17 protein-coding genes and 1 pseudogene are annotated in these 16,868 nt (G+C 43.4%); 6 read left to right on the forward strand and 12 right to left on the reverse strand.

What is annotated here, in order from left to right:
• Positions 1 to 35: 35 nt before the first annotated feature.
• Complete coding sequence (locus L1D11_RS14215) at positions 36 to 404, reverse strand: ATP-binding protein (protein WP_239831819.1); 369 nt, start codon at positions 402 to 404, stop codon at positions 36 to 38.
• Positions 405 to 679: 275 nt separating this feature from the next.
• On the opposite strand from L1D11_RS14215, the gene metA reads away from it, so the two are divergent.
• A complete protein-coding gene (gene metA, locus L1D11_RS14220) occupies positions 680 to 1,621 on the forward strand; it encodes a homoserine O-succinyltransferase (protein WP_060981869.1) in 942 nt (313 codons plus the stop codon).
• Between the two features lie 194 nt (positions 1,622 to 1,815).
• Positions 1,816 to 2,583, forward strand: a complete 768-nt coding sequence (gene pilW, locus L1D11_RS14225) for a type IV pilus biogenesis/stability protein PilW (protein ID WP_239831818.1) — start codon at positions 1,816 to 1,818, stop codon at positions 2,581 to 2,583.
• Between the two features lie 88 nt (positions 2,584 to 2,671).
• On the opposite strand, the gene rlmF is transcribed toward pilW, so the two are convergent.
• Entirely contained in the window at positions 2,672 to 3,976 is a 1,305-nt protein-coding gene (gene rlmF, locus L1D11_RS14230; RefSeq protein ID WP_239831817.1) for a 23S rRNA (adenine(1618)-N(6))-methyltransferase RlmF, read from the reverse strand.
• Positions 3,977 to 3,980: 4 nt separating this feature from the next.
• Entirely contained in the window at positions 3,981 to 4,478 is a 498-nt protein-coding gene (locus L1D11_RS14235) for a M48 family metallopeptidase (RefSeq protein WP_004734935.1), read from the reverse strand.
• A gap of 137 nt (positions 4,479 to 4,615) precedes the next feature.
• Between L1D11_RS14235 and L1D11_RS14240 the strand changes: the two genes are divergently transcribed.
• On the forward strand, positions 4,616 to 4,852 hold the full coding sequence (locus tag L1D11_RS14240) for a glutaredoxin family protein (protein ID WP_016786183.1): 237 nt from the start codon (positions 4,616 to 4,618) through the stop codon (positions 4,850 to 4,852).
• An 89-nt stretch (positions 4,853 to 4,941) separates the two neighbouring features.
• Here the strand turns inward: L1D11_RS14240 and L1D11_RS14245 are convergent, their stop codons facing one another.
• Positions 4,942 to 5,814 (reverse strand): LysR family transcriptional regulator, encoded by an 873-nt coding sequence (locus L1D11_RS14245; protein ID WP_239831874.1) that lies wholly within the window; start codon positions 5,812 to 5,814, stop codon positions 4,942 to 4,944.
• A gap of 112 nt (positions 5,815 to 5,926) precedes the next feature.
• Here L1D11_RS14245 and L1D11_RS14250 point away from each other — a divergent pair, with 112 nt between their 5' ends.
• The 3 genes from L1D11_RS14250 (at position 5,927) to L1D11_RS14260 (ending at position 8,658) form a co-directional block, all read left to right on the forward strand.
• The gene (locus L1D11_RS14250) at positions 5,927 to 7,126 is read left to right on the forward strand and encodes an MFS transporter (protein ID WP_239833890.1); all 1,200 of its coding nucleotides are present in this window, start codon (positions 5,927 to 5,929) and stop codon (positions 7,124 to 7,126) included.
• Between the two features lie 85 nt (positions 7,127 to 7,211).
• A complete protein-coding gene (locus L1D11_RS14255; protein ID WP_239833889.1) occupies positions 7,212 to 7,799 on the forward strand; it encodes a DUF1415 domain-containing protein in 588 nt (195 codons plus the stop codon).
• Positions 7,800 to 8,082: 283 nt separating this feature from the next.
• Entirely contained in the window at positions 8,083 to 8,658 is a 576-nt protein-coding gene (locus L1D11_RS14260) for a nucleoside triphosphate pyrophosphohydrolase family protein (RefSeq protein WP_239833888.1), read from the forward strand.
• 100 nt (positions 8,659 to 8,758) lie between these two features.
• Here the strand turns inward: L1D11_RS14260 and L1D11_RS14265 are convergent, their stop codons facing one another.
• The 8 genes and pseudogenes from L1D11_RS14265 to cobC form a co-directional block, all read right to left on the reverse strand.
• Positions 8,759 to 9,247, reverse strand: a complete 489-nt coding sequence (locus L1D11_RS14265; protein ID WP_008217559.1) for a GNAT family N-acetyltransferase — start codon at positions 9,245 to 9,247, stop codon at positions 8,759 to 8,761.
• A gap of 291 nt (positions 9,248 to 9,538) precedes the next feature.
• The gene (locus L1D11_RS14270; protein WP_102425737.1) at positions 9,539 to 9,718 is read right to left on the reverse strand and encodes a hypothetical protein; all 180 of its coding nucleotides are present in this window, start codon (positions 9,716 to 9,718) and stop codon (positions 9,539 to 9,541) included.
• 241 nt (positions 9,719 to 9,959) lie between these two features.
• Positions 9,960 to 10,637 (reverse strand): annotated as a pseudogene (locus L1D11_RS14275) (chitin-binding protein); the annotation flags it as partial.
• A 512-nt stretch (positions 10,638 to 11,149) separates the two neighbouring features.
• Positions 11,150 to 11,908, reverse strand: coding sequence for a vitamin B12 ABC transporter ATP-binding protein BtuD (gene btuD, locus L1D11_RS14280; protein WP_239833887.1), 759 nt, complete (start codon positions 11,906 to 11,908; stop codon positions 11,150 to 11,152).
• Entirely contained in the window at positions 11,895 to 12,890 is a 996-nt protein-coding gene (gene btuC, locus L1D11_RS14285; protein ID WP_008217547.1) for a vitamin B12 ABC transporter permease BtuC, read from the reverse strand. The genes btuD and btuC overlap by 14 nt, the downstream gene beginning before the upstream one ends.
• A 134-nt stretch (positions 12,891 to 13,024) precedes the next feature.
• Positions 13,025 to 14,053 carry a succinylglutamate desuccinylase gene (locus tag L1D11_RS14290; RefSeq protein WP_008217545.1) on the reverse strand — a complete coding sequence of 343 codons (1,029 nt, stop codon included), beginning with the start codon at positions 14,051 to 14,053 and terminating at the stop codon, positions 13,025 to 13,027.
• A 266-nt stretch (positions 14,054 to 14,319) separates the two neighbouring features.
• Positions 14,320 to 16,116, reverse strand: a complete 1,797-nt coding sequence (locus L1D11_RS14295; protein ID WP_239833886.1) for a M3 family oligoendopeptidase — start codon at positions 16,114 to 16,116, stop codon at positions 14,320 to 14,322.
• Positions 16,117 to 16,241: 125 nt separating this feature from the next.
• Entirely contained in the window at positions 16,242 to 16,859 is a 618-nt protein-coding gene (cobC, locus tag L1D11_RS14300; RefSeq protein ID WP_008217541.1) for an alpha-ribazole phosphatase family protein, read from the reverse strand.
• Positions 16,860 to 16,868: the final 9 nt, after the last annotated feature.

Raw genomic sequence — 16,868 nt, forward strand, 5'->3', positions numbered from 1 at the left:
TACCATTCAGCCACGCAAGCAGAGGAAGAACGAGGCTATTCTTGCCAATCTTTCGCCATTCGTTTAATCACCGAAGGTTCAATGTCGTGAATAGTGCCATATTGCTCTCGGCAGACTTCGATAATCAAATCTGCTTTATATTTACGTGCAAGGTGACGGTAAGCCTTCATTTCCCATTGTTTAATAAAGGTATTCGAGACAACAACGTCAAGCCCTTGCTTTAAGCCGTTTTCAGCCGAGTTTTGACACCACTCATGTGCTTGTTGCAGCTGCCTAGGGTCAAAATGGTACTCACCTTGCTCATTCACATAATACATATCGGCTTCAACATGCAATGCATCGTAGGTTTTTGCTTTTGTTGATTTACCAGAACCGGGCAACCCTCGAATGAGTATTAACTTCATCTGTCACTTTATTAGCTAATTCGAAAACATGAGTTTATCGTAAATAGTAAAGAGTTTCTGTGATAACTGCCTTTGCACAACAACCGAAAACCAAGTACTTACACTCGACTCAGACAATCACTGAATACTATGAGACTCCCTTAGATGCCTGTGGATTGCTTCTGATAGAAAACACAAATAATTTACATCTATCCATTTTGCATATCGACAAGCGTATCAAACTACTATAGATTTAGATGTATAGACGTCTACATATCTAGCTTAGGGAGAAAGCTGTGCCTATTCGCATTCCAGACCAATTGCCAGCATCCGATGTTCTTCGTGAAGAAAACATCTTCGTTATGCCGTTATCAAGAGCATCGACACAGGAAATTCGTCCACTTCGAGTCTTGATCCTCAACCTAATGCCGAAGAAGATTGAAACCGAAACTCAATTCTTACGCCTACTATCAAACAGCCCATTGCAAGTGGACGTAGAGCTGCTGCGCATTGATGACCGACCAAGTAAAAACACACCGACTGAACACCTAGATAACTTTTACCGCCAATTTGAAATGGTCAAAGGAAGAAACTTTGATGGATTGATCATCACTGGTGCGCCGCTTGGCTTGGTTCAATTTGAAGATGTTATCTACTGGGACCATCTGAAAACCATCATGGAATGGGCAAACAAACACGTTACTTCAACTCTATATGTATGTTGGGCGGCTCAGGCTGGTTTGAAGTTATTGTATGATTTGCCTAAACGAACTCGTAAAGAGAAGCTGTCTGGTGTTTATAACCACGAGATACATAACCCATACCACCCTATTTTACGTGGCTTCGACGATACGTTCTTAGCTCCGCATTCTCGTTATGCAGATTTTTCTCAGGAGTACTTAGCCGAGCATACCGACCTTGATGTTCTTGCGACTTCTGATGTTGCGGGTGTATACCTAGCGGCGACCAAAGATAAGCGAAACGTGTTTGTAACGGGCCACCCTGAATACGACTCCCATACACTTCACAATGAATACATTCGTGATTTAGGTGAAGGCATGGAGCCTGTTATTCCAATCAATTACTACCCGAACAACAATCCAGACAACAAGCCTGTTGCAAGCTGGCGTAGTCATGGCCACTTGTTGTTCTCTAACTGGCTAAACTACTGCGTTTACCAACAAACGCCTTACGACCTGGATCATTTCAGCGAAGAAAATTTCACTAAAGACGATTAAACGATAAGTCATTTAACTAGTAAGGCATTTGGTTAATCAGATAAAGTCCAATAAAGCCGTGTTCAGTAGATTGTTGATAAAACGACGAATTGGACGCGGTTTTTTTATGGTGTGTGGGTCGCATTCCATAATAGATTTACCACTTCAATGGGTTTGTTTTCATATGATGGGTTGGTGTTCATAAGGAGCTTCACATGCCTGCCAAGCTGTTATTCTCAAATCCGATTTCGTTGTCCCGCCCTCTTTCGTTATCAAGTCTGCTACTACTCGCCTCGCTTTCGTTGGTCGGTTGCGTCTCTGTCACTGAAGGTCCGCCAAAAATTGAAAGCGACCCTATTGCGATGTCTGAATCTAGAATCGAATTAGGTTTAGGCTATATGGGACAAGGCAATATGGTGAGAGCGCGTGAAAACCTTGAGCTCGCCATTAAACACGCACCTAGCTACTACCGTGCTCGACTTTCAATGGCGCATTACTACGAACAAGTGGGCGAAATTGAAGAAGCAAGAACGACTTATCGCAAAGCTCTCAGTCTCGATTCAAGAAACGGCAATGTGTTGAATAACTACGGTACATTTTTGTGTAAACAGGGCGAATACGAACAAGCCGATAAGTACTTCAATCGCGCCATTGATCAACCCTACTACTACTTGGTGTCTGCCAGTTATGAGAACGCCGCGTTTTGCGCATTTAAGGCTGGCAATACCGACCAAGCGAAGTACTACTTCAGCAGGGCGATTGACCACGATCCGAATCGAGTAAAGTCGATATTACAGCTTTCTAAAATCGAAGTAAGTGAAGCGGATTATAATGACGCGAGACTGCGTTTATTCAAATTCCACCAGCGTTATGGATATCAAATTCCATCGCTTAAAATCTTGGTCGAGCTTGAACAAAAAGCAGGTAACAGTGCTCTAGAGCAGAAATATCAGAGTAAGTTAGATGAGTTGCTTTCTGCCTAGCGAATATGAAAAACATAAAAAACGGGCTTGTTGCGTTAACAACAAGCCCGTCCGTATTTCAGCTTAATGTCTTAACTAAGCGCAGCCGCTATTTTAGCGCAATCCACTCTTGTCTTTGCTCATCGTCCATGAAGGTCCATGCGATAAAGCGACTTACCTTCTGGCCTTGCGACATCTCTACCACTTTTACTTGTTTAGCTCGTAGCTTACCCAATTCTGAACGAACCATATCGACGTTGTCTTTCTTAGAAATCAATGTCGTAAACCACAAAACTTGAGTAGCAAAAAGTTGACTCTCTCTCGCCATCTTCATAATGAAAGCGGCTTCGCCACCCGGGCACCAAAGTTCAGCTTTTTGACCACCAAAGTTTAAAGTTGGTTTATCTTGCTTACTTGATTTATTTTGCTTGGCTGGCTTCTTGTTCGTTTCTGGCTTGAATGGCTGGCCGGCTTTCTTAGCACGGTTCGCCGCTAGATTATCCAATTTACGTTGTGACCCCTTTTCCGCTTCTTCAAGAGAGCTGTGGAATGGAGGATTACAAATAGTGACATCGTAACGTTCATTATCCTTAATCACGCCCTTAAAGATAGATTCAGAGTCAGCTTGTAGGCGAGCTCGGATCTTACCTTTTAGATTAGGGTTACTTTCCGCAATGAAGTTCGCTGTTTTGATGGATACTGGATCAACATCCGTCCCTGTACAACGCCACTTATACTCTGTAGCACCAATGATAGGGTAAATACAATTTGCTCCAACACCAATATCTAACGCTTTCACAGACGCGTGGTTATATGGTTCGCCTTGGCCATCGCTATTTAAGATGTCTGCCACTCTGTGAATGTAGTCTGCACGACCAGGAATTGGTGGGCACAAGTAACCCGCAGGAATACCCCAATGTTTAACGCCATAGTGATGCGCCAGTAAAGCTTTGTTGAGGAGCTTAACGGCTAACGGATCAGAGAAATTAATGGTGTCTTCGCCTACCGGGCTCTTGATCAGGTGATCTTTTAGCTCAGGCAACGCGGCAACCAACAACTCGAAGTCATAACGACCAGTGTGCTGGTTTCTTGGGTGTAATCCACCTTGAGGTTTTTCAGCCGAACGTCTTTTCTGAGCTGCGTTTTTGTTAAAAGCCGTTTTGTTGAAAGAACCCTTATTCGATGTTCCTTTATTCGCACCCTGCTTACCTTTGCTATCTTTTGCAAAAGGTCGCTTTGCTTTGTTATTGCCAGCGCCTTTAGGGGCAGCACTATTCTTGCGGCTCTTATTCGATGTGTTCTTTGTAGAAATACGCTTGTCGCTGCCTTCTTTAGCTTGGTTGTCTTTTGTTTTTGCTGATGAAGTACTGTTTTTTGACAGGCTTAGCGTCGTTCTATTTTGTGATTGGCTCATTGGGCTACTTCTTTAAATCTAAATACATCATGAATAAACGGGCATCCAACTCAAGTTGATGATATTCCGGTTCCATGTGACAGCATAGTTGGTAAAAGGCTTTGTCGTGCTCTTTCTCTTTGATATGCGCCAGTTCGTGTACCACCAGCATTCTTAGCAAAGGTTCTGGTGCATTTTTAAAAACACTAGCGATACGAATTTCATTCTTTGATTTGATCTTTCCACCGTGATTCTTGGCAACGTAAGAATGCAGACCTAATGCATTGTTGATTAGGTGTATCTTGCCGTCGTAAATCACTTTGCTGATCGGCGGTGTTTTTTTCATGTAGCGATTTTTTATCTCAATCGCATAGTCAAACAGGGCTTTCTCGCTTTTTATTTCATGATTCTTTGGGTAGCGAGCTTCAAACCACGGCACCAATTTACCCGACTCTACAAGTTGAGTCACAGGATCAAGAATGTGCTTAGGGTAGCCTTGAATATAGCGTAAAGAAGGATGCATGCTGAAAGACCGTACAAGTTACACCACGACAATACGTTGTGGTCTTGAAAATTGAACCGCATAGTGTAACTGATCACACTTTTCTAATCACCTAGGATTCGTTACACTTTAGCGAGATTCACCAAGAGAATGAAAAAATGAAACGTGTTGTATTGTACGTCGCAGACAAATGCCCGCACTGTAAAGATGCCCAAAGGTATTTAGACTCTAAGAAAATTGTTTACCGCCTAACGAATGCAAAGATGCAGCGTGGCCGTAAAGAGTTGCAAGCGATGGGTGCTCGTTCTATCCCCGTGCTTAAGATCGGTGACCAAGTGATGGTTGGCTGGAATCAGAAAAACTTCGATAAGATGTATAACTCAAAGAACACCTAACGTTCTCTGACAACGTTATAATTCTATAAGCAAAGCCCGAATGTCCAACCCAGGATGTGCGGGCTTTGTTTTATCCAATTGATTCTAAATCACACATACCACTTAACGAAGTCAATAAAAGTTCTATCTGCTTTCGATAGGTAACCTTCTTTTCTCCAAGCTAGAGACAAATCCAGTTTAACCGGCTCTTTAAATGGTAGCCCCACTACATCTGACTCGTATTCCGTAACCAAACTAAGAAGCGCTGTGATTGCAAAGTCTCTCTTCACGATAGAAAGAATCATCGGCAGCAAATTGGTTTCGAAGGCGATGGTCATATCTAGATTATATTTTTTGCAGGTCGCATCAATAAAATCACGATGGAAGTAACCCGACTTAAACATGATCAATTCTTGTGCGAAAAACTCTTCAAAGGTGATGGATGGTTGGCTTGCGAGTGGGTGGTCTTTACAAACGACCGCAAGCATCTCAGAACTTAGCAGGTGGTCGGTCTCAAGATCATCGGGCAAATTTTCATGGTTAATTACGCCAATATCGAGGTCGCCGTTTAACAACATTTCTCGAATCGATGCGGTTCCAGCATCTATCAAAGTCAACTTTAAGTTTGGGTATTGCCTTTTAAAGGCCATCACGACTTGAGGGAAAAAATAACTGCCCATCATGCTTGGAGCGCCTAATCGAACCTCTCCTTTTTCTAGTCCCTTTAGCTCATCCATCGCGAGTTGAGCATCATCGAACTGCTGGCCTATTCGCTTCGCATGTTCAAACAGCACCTTCCCCTCTTCCGTTAACGTGACGGATTTATCTCCGCGACGGAAGAGGACCAACTCAAGTTTCTGTTCTAGTTTTTTAATAGAGATACTTAATGCAGACTGTGCGATATGCAGCGCTTTCGCGGCCTTAGTGAAGTTACCAAACTGAGCAACAGCAAGAAAATGTCGAAGTGGTTTTGATTCAAGCATAGATGAATATATTAAATATATAGATGTGATATTTTTAATATATTTCTTTAATTACATTGGTACTGATAACTTGTTCACAAATAGCTTACTAACTCGCACAGGCACAACGTAAATGTTTGATAAAGGCACTCCTCAATACAAACAAATCACACAATCATTAGCGATTGGCTCGTTTATCATTTTCTGTAACCTTTATCTCTTTCAGCCCATATTGCCGCACATGGCAGAGCACTTCCAAGTATCTGAACCCCAAATTAACTGGCTATTTGCAGCAACCACACTTGGGTTATCAATTAGCTTGGTGCCTTGGGCAATCGCTTCTGAAACCTTTGGCCGAAAACCCATCATTCTGTTCAGCTTATTTGCTATCCCGCTAATCGGGCTAAGCATGGTGTTCACAACCACCCTGCTACAGCTTGTTATTGCAAGGGGATTCATGGGAATTGCGGTCGCTGCATTCGCAGGTGTGGCGGTTGCATATATGGTCGAAGAGTTATCTCCGAAAGCATTCGCAGTCGCGATTGGTGGTTATATTGCGGCTAACTCGTTAGGTGGCATTTTTGGACGTGTATTGGGTGGCTTGATCACGGATTATTTCGACTGGCACACAACAGTTTTGTTTTTCGTTGTCGGCTCTTTGCTTGGCGCACTTTATATAGCCTATCGATTACCAGACCAACAAAACTTCAAACCACAAAAAGGCCTCTTTTTTCACCATAACCGTTCAGTAGTGATGCATTTAAGAAACCGTACCTTATGGCTCGCTATGTTGATTGGTGGTGCTAACTTCGCGCTGTTCGTGAATCTGTATTCGGTAATGGGCTTTAGATTAGTATCAGCGCCTCACTCGGTGCCTGTTGGTTTAGCTTCGCTGATATTCCTATGTTACTTGGCAGGTACGATAAGCTCAAAGCTCTCAAACAAATGGACACTTCGTTTTGATCCCTTGAACGGAATATTGATGGGCGTGTGCATTAGCTTAATCGGAATGCTAGTTTCTGCGTTCGATAAAGTCCTGTTCATATTAGCTGGATTATTATTGATTAGCGGGGGAGCGTTCTTCGCCCATACCCTTGCCTACTCTTGGGTAAGTGAAAAAGCACCAAGCGCGAAGGCCACAGCAACGGCACTTTACTTAGTCCACTATTATATAGGCGGGAGCTTAGGTGGCTTCTTACTCTTATATTGTTGGCAACTATTCGGTTGGAATGGCGTGATTGCTGGCGGTTCTATCTTCTATGTTGCTATATTTGCATGGGTTTATCAGTTGAAACTGCTTCAAATATCGACATCCAAACTCGCACAAGCATAAGTACGACTGTGGTTGTAACTCAATTATTGCTTTTGATTAACCTCCGTTCTGATATCCTACGCAAAATTTCATTTCGGAACCTGTTATGTCGAACACTCAAAGTACAGATCTTCAAACCATCCACGACCAAGTAAAGCAGTGGTTAGACGATGTCGTTATTGGCCTAAACCTGTGCCCATTTGCAGCAAAGCCTCAACGTAATAAGCAGATTAAGATCTTTGTGAGTGAAGCGAATACGGAAGAAGCGTTATTGGAAGACATCATGACGCATTTCGTAGAGTTAGATAACACGCCAGTCGTGGAATTAGAGACGACTTTGGTCGTTGTGCCTAACATGCTGCAAGATTTCTTCGACTACAACATGTTCATTGATTGGATTGAAGCATTGATCAAGCAAGAAGATTGGGAAGGTGTTTACCAAGTGGCTACCTTCCACCCTGACTATTGCTTTGGTGGTGCGGATCCTGAAGACGATGAAAACCTCACTAACCGCTCACCATATCCTGTTTATCATTTGATTCGTGAAGCGAGCATGGAAAAGGTGCTAAAGCATTATCCTAACCCTGAAGCGATTCCAGATACTAACATCGCGAGAGTTGAGTCGTTAACGCCAGAAGAACGTCGTAAACTGTTCCCGTACCTGTTCAGTTCATCGCTCGGCAAGCAAGTATAATAACTGGCACTAAGTACCTAGCTGCGGCTGATATGAAGGAGATAGAAACTGATCTCGTCCATTTTCTTAAGCGACATACAAACATTCATCCGCTAATTTAACCTATGAATCCCATGCCTAAGCCCTATCAGTTTATGGTCCACCCGAGCTTACGAGTAAGCAATTTGTTTGAAAAATGTCTCATTGGTCCAATGAATAAAAATCGAGTTCTTCGACTTTGCGTTAGCACCCTATCCCCACCTTTGTTAAAATGCCCCATTAACGAAACAGAATGGATAGGAATATGAACCTTTCTCAACTAAACCAAGAAATCTACAATCACCTTTACCGCGATATTGAAGAGTTCCGTAACACTTTTGATCTACCTGTTGCTGCACCTGAAACAATGGATGAAAAAGGCGATACGCTACATACCTCTCTAGCGATCGAAGAACTGACAGAACTTGCAGAAGCCGACTCTAAAATCGAACAAGCGGACGCTATTGTAGACAGCGTTTATGTTTTGATGGGACGTTTGGTTCACCTTGGTCAATCTAAAGTAGAAGACAACCTAGCGATCAGCTACCTGATCGATCTTCTGTTGAACGTTGCTAAAAACCGCTCAATCGACTTCTTACCTTGCTGGGATGAAGTACACTCAAGCAACATGAGTAAAGTATGTCGTAACGAGACAGAATACGCAGAGACTGAAGCTTTCTATGCTGAACAGCACATCAAGCTAATGGCGGTTCAAAAAGGKGAATACATCATCGCTAAATGTGCGGAAGATTTCGTATCTGAAGGTAAAACAGTTCGCCAAGGTAAAGTTCTGAAATCAGTGCATTACCGCCCAGCCAACCTTGAGCCACTAACGGCTTAAGTGCATCAAATATTGGCTTTTAAGTAAGCAGCCAACTGAAATCGTAAACGCCACGTTATAACAACGTGGCGTTTTATTATCTATTAATCGAACCTAGACGTTATACCAGTCGCGCCATATGGTAAGCCGCCACATATTCGCCATTTCTGAAGGCAAACCCTGCTGACTCCCCTTCAATCACGAAGCCAAACTTCTTATATAGGCTGATCGCTCGTTCATTATCGGTATAGACGGTGAGTTCCAGTCGTTTGATGTTAATCCAGTTGTCACATAAGTCGATTGCCGTTGCGAGTAATTGGCTACCTACACCTCTGCCTAACACATCGTCTTTAACACCCATACCAAAAGAAGCGACATGACGCCTTCTTGGATTTACACACACTTCTAAACCTAGGTTGCCAACAATTTCTCCGTCCAATAACGCGACATAAGAGTACACATTATCAGGAACATTTGAGATTCGTTTTTGCCAAGTTTCCAGAGATGGATTTGGGAGTTGCAGCGTACCAGTATAAGCATTAGTGCATTCGTAAACTTCTTTGATTCCCTTTGCATCTGACGGTTCAGAGCGTCTCACTACAATACTCATCGCAACTCCTACTGTTATTATTTTTTGCTAAATTTGAAGTACACTTTTTACGTGCACCTAGACACACTATCAAATAGTAAATATTTAACAATAGGTTAGATAAAATTGTTTCTATTTAACAATTTAGTGACTATGAGTATCGACGAGGCGAGCCAATGATTTTGAATGAAACATTAATGGTTGATGCTAAAAAGTTGAACTCAGAAAGGCTACATTGTGCTACTGGTATATACACAGATGAGGCAGCATGGGCACAAACTTCTGTGCCCAGTGCTTAATTATATCTTGTGGTTAGTCACGCTCACATTGAACTTGCATGACTTTTAAATCGGTAGTGTTTAACTTCTTAGCCAGAGCTGCACCTTCTTGGTTACATTCTTCAAGGCTCGTGAATTGCGTGTTCACTTCCATTTCGGCCGTACTTGGTGCGCCACCCATCATTAAGCTAAGAATCAGTGTTAGTTCGTACATTATTAGTCCTCTTTCGAGTTAAATAAGCATCCATTCAAATAAGATAAAGTGACTCGTGTTTTTCCTATGCACTTGTCGCGTTTGAAATAATTCTAATCAATCCTTCCAACTGAGTTTTACCATTTCGTGCCACGAGACGATAAACACCTTGAACAAAAAATGACGCTACATCTCTGTAGCGCCATTTATACGATAATAAACTCAGCCCAAATGGAATCATCAGGGGAACAGTTAACAGGCCTTAGTTAGCTGGACGCCAAACGCCCCACTTGTCGTTTTCGTAAGTCGCTTTCGGGTTTTCACCACCCTGAATCCACCACTGCGCTTTCCAGGACTGGTTAGAGTAAGTCACAATTTCACCACCAAGGTAAACCTTAGATGAATCCCATGTGCCCGGGTTTGGTGTAGGGTCTGGGTCTGGAGTCGGATCTGGGGCAGGTGTTACACCACCATCTTCAGCAATCACTTCAAATGTGAAGGTTTCAACACTCTCACTTTCAATAGAGCTAGCAATGAAAGACAAGGTTTCGTTCGCTGTGATCGCCGTAGTATCAACCACGATTGAAGCCGTACCATTGTTTTGAATGCTTACTGCAGAACCTTGTGTTTGCGTAAGGTTTGCGGCTTCACTTGTTGCAATCACAACTTTGTCGCCCGCATTAACGACATTGTCACTCTTAACAAGTTCGTAAATATCGCCTTTCAACGGCTCAACACCGCCGTCACCACCTTCAATAAGCGTTAATTGACCTGAAGCACGACTATCTTTTGAGTTAAAGAAATTACGAGACGGATCGTTTTGGAAGTACATGTAGTGCTGCATTTTAGCATGCCAGTCACCGATGAAGATCGCACCGCCTTTGAACTCTTCATGCCAACCATTAATTTCTGAAGCAAGTAAGCGAGTCCAATCGTTAACTGGTGATAGGAAAGTAACCACAGTGGATGGCACTTTGTACAGCGTCATAAACAGCGCAGTGATGCTGCGCATGTACCTCTTCTTCCATTTCTAATTGGTGCACGATCGACGATATGTTCAAGCTTAAAGGAAGCATGAATAACGACAAAATCAACAATGTGCGTTTCGCAGTTCGAGAGAAAAGGTTCAGAGTTTAGGCCCTATCGAGGTAATGCTAAGGAGATTACCACCGATAAACATGTCATTTATGTATCTAGATCAAAGTAATATCACTAATCGAAATCATTCTCATCACTATATAAAATGAGAGCAATGACAAATCAAAATCAGCGTAAATGCTTCTAATCATTTATAAATTAGTAATCTGGGATAGGAGAGTATTCGAACGAATACAACAGGGGTTACTAAGAGCCTTCAAACAAGCAGTCCTGATTCAACTGTTCTTCTCTTCTAAAGTGTCCATTGTGTTATTAAAAATAACGTTATTAGAAGCTACGTTATGAAAGGCGACGTTATTCGAAGACTAGGTAGGTTTGACCATCTACAGAGACACTTTTCACTTGAGTGTTGAATACAGACTCAAGTTGTTCTGAAGTTAGTACTTCGCCCGCAGTACCACAAGCTTGTAAAACACCTTTGTCTAGCAGTAGCACTTGGTCAGCGTGTCTTAGGGTGCGGTTAAGGTCGTGGTTTGCCATGATTACGGCGATGCCCTTTTGTGTCACTCTTTCAATGAGCTTATAGAGTAATGCCTCTTGCGCAATGTCTAACGGTGCCGCTGGTTCATCTAAGATCAGTAACTTCGCATATGGGTTAAGTGTTGGCCAAACTTGTAGGCACATGCCCGCCAATCGAACCCGCTGCCACTCACCACCTGACAAAGCTTGGATTGAGCGATGAAGCTTATCCGCAATATCGAGCATCTGGGTTATCTCTTTCAAAGCTGCATTGATTTCAGTATCAAGCCCTTGTGACGAGCTTGGCAGCGATAATGCCAGATATTGGAACACTTCTAAATTGAAAGCCGGTCTTGCGCTTTGACACAAATAAGCACGATGCAGTGACAAGTCTTGCAGCGATAGATCTGATAAGTCTTGCTCATCAAGCTTGATATTGCCCTTGTAATCATCACCGATACCCGAAATGGCCTCAAGTAAGGTACTTTTACCGCTGCCATTAGGCCCAATAACATGAGTCACTTGGCCCGGCTTGAGCTCAAATGATAAGGGTAATAAACGAGCGCCGACGCTCAGGCTCTTAATTTGAATCATGATTTTTAATTAACATCCAAATGAAGATAGGCGCACCGATACTTGTGGTCATCACACCCAAAGGTAATTCTGCAGAATCAAGTAATATTCGTGCGCAAATATCAGCAAACACCAGCAGCGCAGCCCCTGCAACAGCAGACAGAGGCAGTAGATATTTATTATCGGTGCCAATTGCTAAACGCAGTAAATGTGGCACAACCAAACCAACAAAACTGATCACACCACCCAACGCCACTGCACAGCCTACCAAAATGGATACTGCGAAGATTAAGCGCCAACGCAACTTAGACACATTCACGCCAAGTTGCGCCGCATGGGTCTCACCAATCATCAGTTTGTCGAGCTTGCTGCCTTGCAGGCACAACCAGATAATCACGGGAATCATCACTAATGTCAGCGAGTGTTGATACCAAGTCACGCCGCCTAAGCTACCCATTAGCCAGTACATCAACAGACGAAGGCTCATGTCATCACTGAAGTAGAATGCCCATGTCACCATCGCGCCAGAAAGAATACCTAGTGCGACACCCACCAGTAGCAGCTTGGTCGTGGTGAGCCGCATTGCTTTTACCATGCTCACAAGAATCACTGTGAAACAGAGTGACCCTAACACCGCTGCAACCATGAAGAGTTCAGGGGTAGGAGCAAACGGCAAAAAGAACAACACAATCACCATGGCGAGACTTGCACCGCCAGAAATGCCGAGCACACCCGGCTCTGCTAATACATTACCTAACAAGACTTGTAAGCTTGCGCCAGATACAGCTAGCCCTGCCCCGATGGCAATAGCCGCCAATAATCGAGGTAAGCGTAAATCAATCAGTAGTTTTTGTTCTAATGTGGACAAGGTGCCCAGAGGGGAAATGAAGAGATCGCCAACCATTAGGTAAATAGCACTCAGCGCGATTAGCAGTGCTGCCATCAGATAAATGGCTCGCGTCCATTTACGCTGTTTTTGGTGAAGAAGTTGTTGGAAATCCATATCAAGCTACTTTGAAATTGTTCGCGTAACCTTACCTGTATCCCCAAATAAACTCAAGGTTCACACCGTAATGTGAACCTTGATATTTCAACCAGTTGAGCGGTTATTCAACGAACTGTCATCGCTTCTACTGATTAATCGTAAACCAACTGCCCGTGGTCGAATCGCGTTTCCACTTCACACACCATTAATGCTGCTCGTTGACCGATAGCAACATTACGATTAGGGAACACCACCGCTTCGTTTTCGTTCTTTGCCATCAATGGTTTGTCACCATCATGACCAAAGACTTCACCGTGCTTAAAGGCAGTAAAGTTCTCTACAGAATCTGAGAACATGAAATCGAAATCATCATGTAAACGAACAATGGTGCGGCTCACACGATAAGTAATGGTTGGCTTGGGTAGATGCTCTGGCTCTACTTCCGCGATTAAATTACGCATTGCTAAATCAAAAGCAGTTAGCTTATCAAGTTGGTTTTCACCAATTCTCGCGACCTGCCCGAGTTCCATTGTCAGAGCCTGCGCACCGAAGTTTTCAGCGCTGTACCAGCTGAACGTGCTGGTAGGTGCATTCGACAGCAACACGGCTTCAACGTGAGCACTGTTGATGAAGTCGAATAACTCTTTGCTACGTACTTCGTGGCGAACCTTAGGGCTCACTGCAAATGAATAATGCTTAGATAAACGGATCGCACAGTGCAAATCTAAGTGCCAGCGTGTTTCTGGCTTGGTTTCTTTATAAAACTCTGTCACCAGATACTTTAAGTTCTGGGCGATATCCACTTCTCGATTGCTCTCGTACTGCTTTTCATCAAACAGACGGTTCATATTCACATCAAGAAAACGGGTATGCGCGTTGGTTGCTTCTGGGTGAGCTATGATAAACAAGCATCTAGCGTTCACTGCCTGAAAGCCTGTTTCAATATCCTCAACGAGCTTATCAATCAGCTCCATTGGTGAGGTTTCGTCGCCGTGTACACCGCTTGAAAAGATAATGTTCTTGGTTTCAGAACTGTAATCAGCGGGAATCACTTCCAACACGCCACGTTGATGAAGCTTAATTTGAACACCGTTACTCAGTACGGTCTGTCCTGCAAACACTTCTTGCTCAAGATCTAGGCTGTCAAAAAGAAATGATTGGCGAAAGAGGGTCTTCGTCATGCGTTACTCCTTAATTGCACGGCCGTATGTTAATAAATTGTACATAGAAATTGTGTTGCTAGGATCGCACTTATCAATAGAAACTCCGTTATCACTCACAAATACTACCCATATATTTTATATTTCCTGCTTATTAACAAACCGAGGCCTGTGCCAAATAACTTTCTCTATTTAAAGCAACTTTTGGTTGTATCAAGTTCTTTCAGCAAGATAAGAGCCACGTAAGCTAACACAGCTCTTACCTGCTATGAACAGATTGAGATCAATTAATCTTCCTGATCGAGCAATCTTTCAAATTCATCGATCTGAACTTTGACCATGTCGATGCTTTGTTGCCAAAAATCGGCTTTAGTCAGGTCCATTCCAAGATGTTTTTGAACCACTTCTTCCGCCATCATGCTGCCCGTATCTCGCAACAAAGACACATAGTCGCTATAGAACTGTTCGCCCTTCGCATCACGTTGCGCATAAACACCTTTGCTGAACAGATAACCGAACAAGTATGGGTAGTTGTAGAAACTCACCTGAGAAATACTGAAGTGTAATTTACTCGCCCAGAAGTAAGGGTCGGCCTCAGTCATTGCATCGCCGTACCACTCTTTCCAAGTGCTCTCCATCAGGTCACACAGTTGTTGAGCCGTCAGTTCACCTTTTTCACGCTGCTCATAGAACGCTTTTTCGAACTCAAAACGCACTGGAGTATTAATCATCAGAACTAAGGCAGTTGATAATTCCTCCCACAACATCTCAAGTTTCTCATTACGAGTTTTTGCTTGTTTAAGTAAGTAATCTCGCACGATGTTTTCAGCAAAGATTGAGGCGGTTTCAGCAAGCGTCATTGGATAACGTGTTTTACACAACGGCATATCTTTCATTACCCAGTTGTGGAACGCATGACCAAGCTCGTGTGCCAGTGTCATTAAATCAGAGCGGCTGCCACTCCATGTCATAAATACTAGCGGTGTACGTGTTGCAGCAAACTTAGTACAGTACGCGCCTAAACGTTTGTTGGCTGCTGGTGCGGCATCAATCCAACCATTCTCAACCATCAAAGTAACAAAATCAGCCATCTCTGGATTCACTTCAGCAAAAGCAGTTTTAATCACCTCAATCGCTTCATCAAAAGGATAAACCTTAGATTCAGCGTCACCCAATGGCGGCATTGCAGCTAAGTGGTTCCAAGGCTTCATTTCATCTAAGCCGTGAACTCTTGCCATTAGTAGACCCGCTTTCTGACCTACTTCGCGATTCGCTTTAGCGACAGACATCATAGTGTCTAATGTTTCAGGCACGATGCGGCTGCCATGCAAGCTAGGATCTAAGAAATGTACATCGCTGATTTTCGAGCGCTTTTTGTTTTCAGTCAGGCGCCAACCTGCAAGCGCATTTAGAATCGAAGCAAATGACTCTTGGTGTGTCTTCATTGCGCCTTGAACCGCGCGCCATGCAGGCTCTTGTTTGTCGAATTCGCTGCCGTACAACAAACTCGCCGCTTGCGAAAAACCGAGAACTTCTTCTTCACCGTCCAGTTTTAGGGATAGTTTCAAAGAGCCAGTTAGATTGTCGTATAAACGACCCCACGCATCACGGCCATCCACTTTCATCGCTGCTAAAAGCTGCTCTTCAGCAACACTGAGACGGCTACTTGATAACTTACGTGAGCTTTCAATCGCAAAGCGTTGGCCTGCAACATCTGCACTCTCGTGTTCTAAAACCGCATCAATAAACTCGGGTTCAGCATGAATCAGCGTATCTTCATAAGGGCTAAACGCTTGAGACATTTCAGAGTTAAGCTTTGCAACACGGCCAAGCAACGCTTTCGCTTCTGTGTGGGTCGCGTCTACTGAAGCGTGACAGTTAGCAAAGGTGTTAATTGTGCTCAGTAGCGTGCCTGCCGCTTCTGAGGTCTGGATTGCGTTTTGCATTGCCAGAATGATGTGACGCTTTTCAACATGCAGGTACAAGAGTTCGATACACTGTTGAATGAGTTCAATGTCCTGCTCAATTTTTGCATCATCAAGATCACGATAAGCAATGCTTAGATCCCAACTCGGTGTTGTCATGACTAAATTCCTTTCACGTAGGTAGTAATACCAATCTGGTATAGCGACTGTTAACGCCGCTTTATACTTCTAATTACTTTTAATACTTCTAAGATTGTTAATTCTTAAACTGTGTTTTTGGACACTCAGAGAACAGGCAGGCCTATCGCTTTGACGCTGATAAAGCTCTGCGCAAACTGAGTGACTTGAATATGGGTTATCGAGGCATTCTCGATCGATAGCTTCGAGTACAAGCTCGGATTTTTCCAATCAATATCAAGGCAATGCGCCAATAGCATTCGAATTACGCCACCATGAGTAACCATCAATAGATTGTCACTTGAGTTATTCAAAAGTTGCGACCAAGCTTGAGTTACTCTGTCGTGGAAGCTCTGTAAACTTTCGGCTCCAGTCAGTTGATGATTTGCCGGGTCTTGCCAAAAGGTGTCTAGCATCGCCCACTTATCTTCAAGCTCATCAAACGCGATGCCGTCCACCTCACCAAAGTTCATTTCTTGAAATTCTGGTGCAATCGACAAAGGCACCGACATGCGCTCTGCATATAAATTTGCTAGGTCGCTGCAGCGCCTTAATGGCGAGGTAATCACACCATCACAAGCCACACCGTGTTGCGCCAAGGCGTCACATATTTGCTGTTGAAGTTCTGGATTGACTAACACGTCAGATACACCGTTTAGTGCAGCTTTCCCTTCAACCTTGCCGTGCCTTAGCAAATAGATATTTTTGGTTGTTCCATTGACCATGTATGAGAC

This window comes from Vibrio sp. Isolate32, assembly GCF_022397955.1.
Lineage (GTDB): Bacteria > Pseudomonadota > Gammaproteobacteria > Enterobacterales > Vibrionaceae > Vibrio.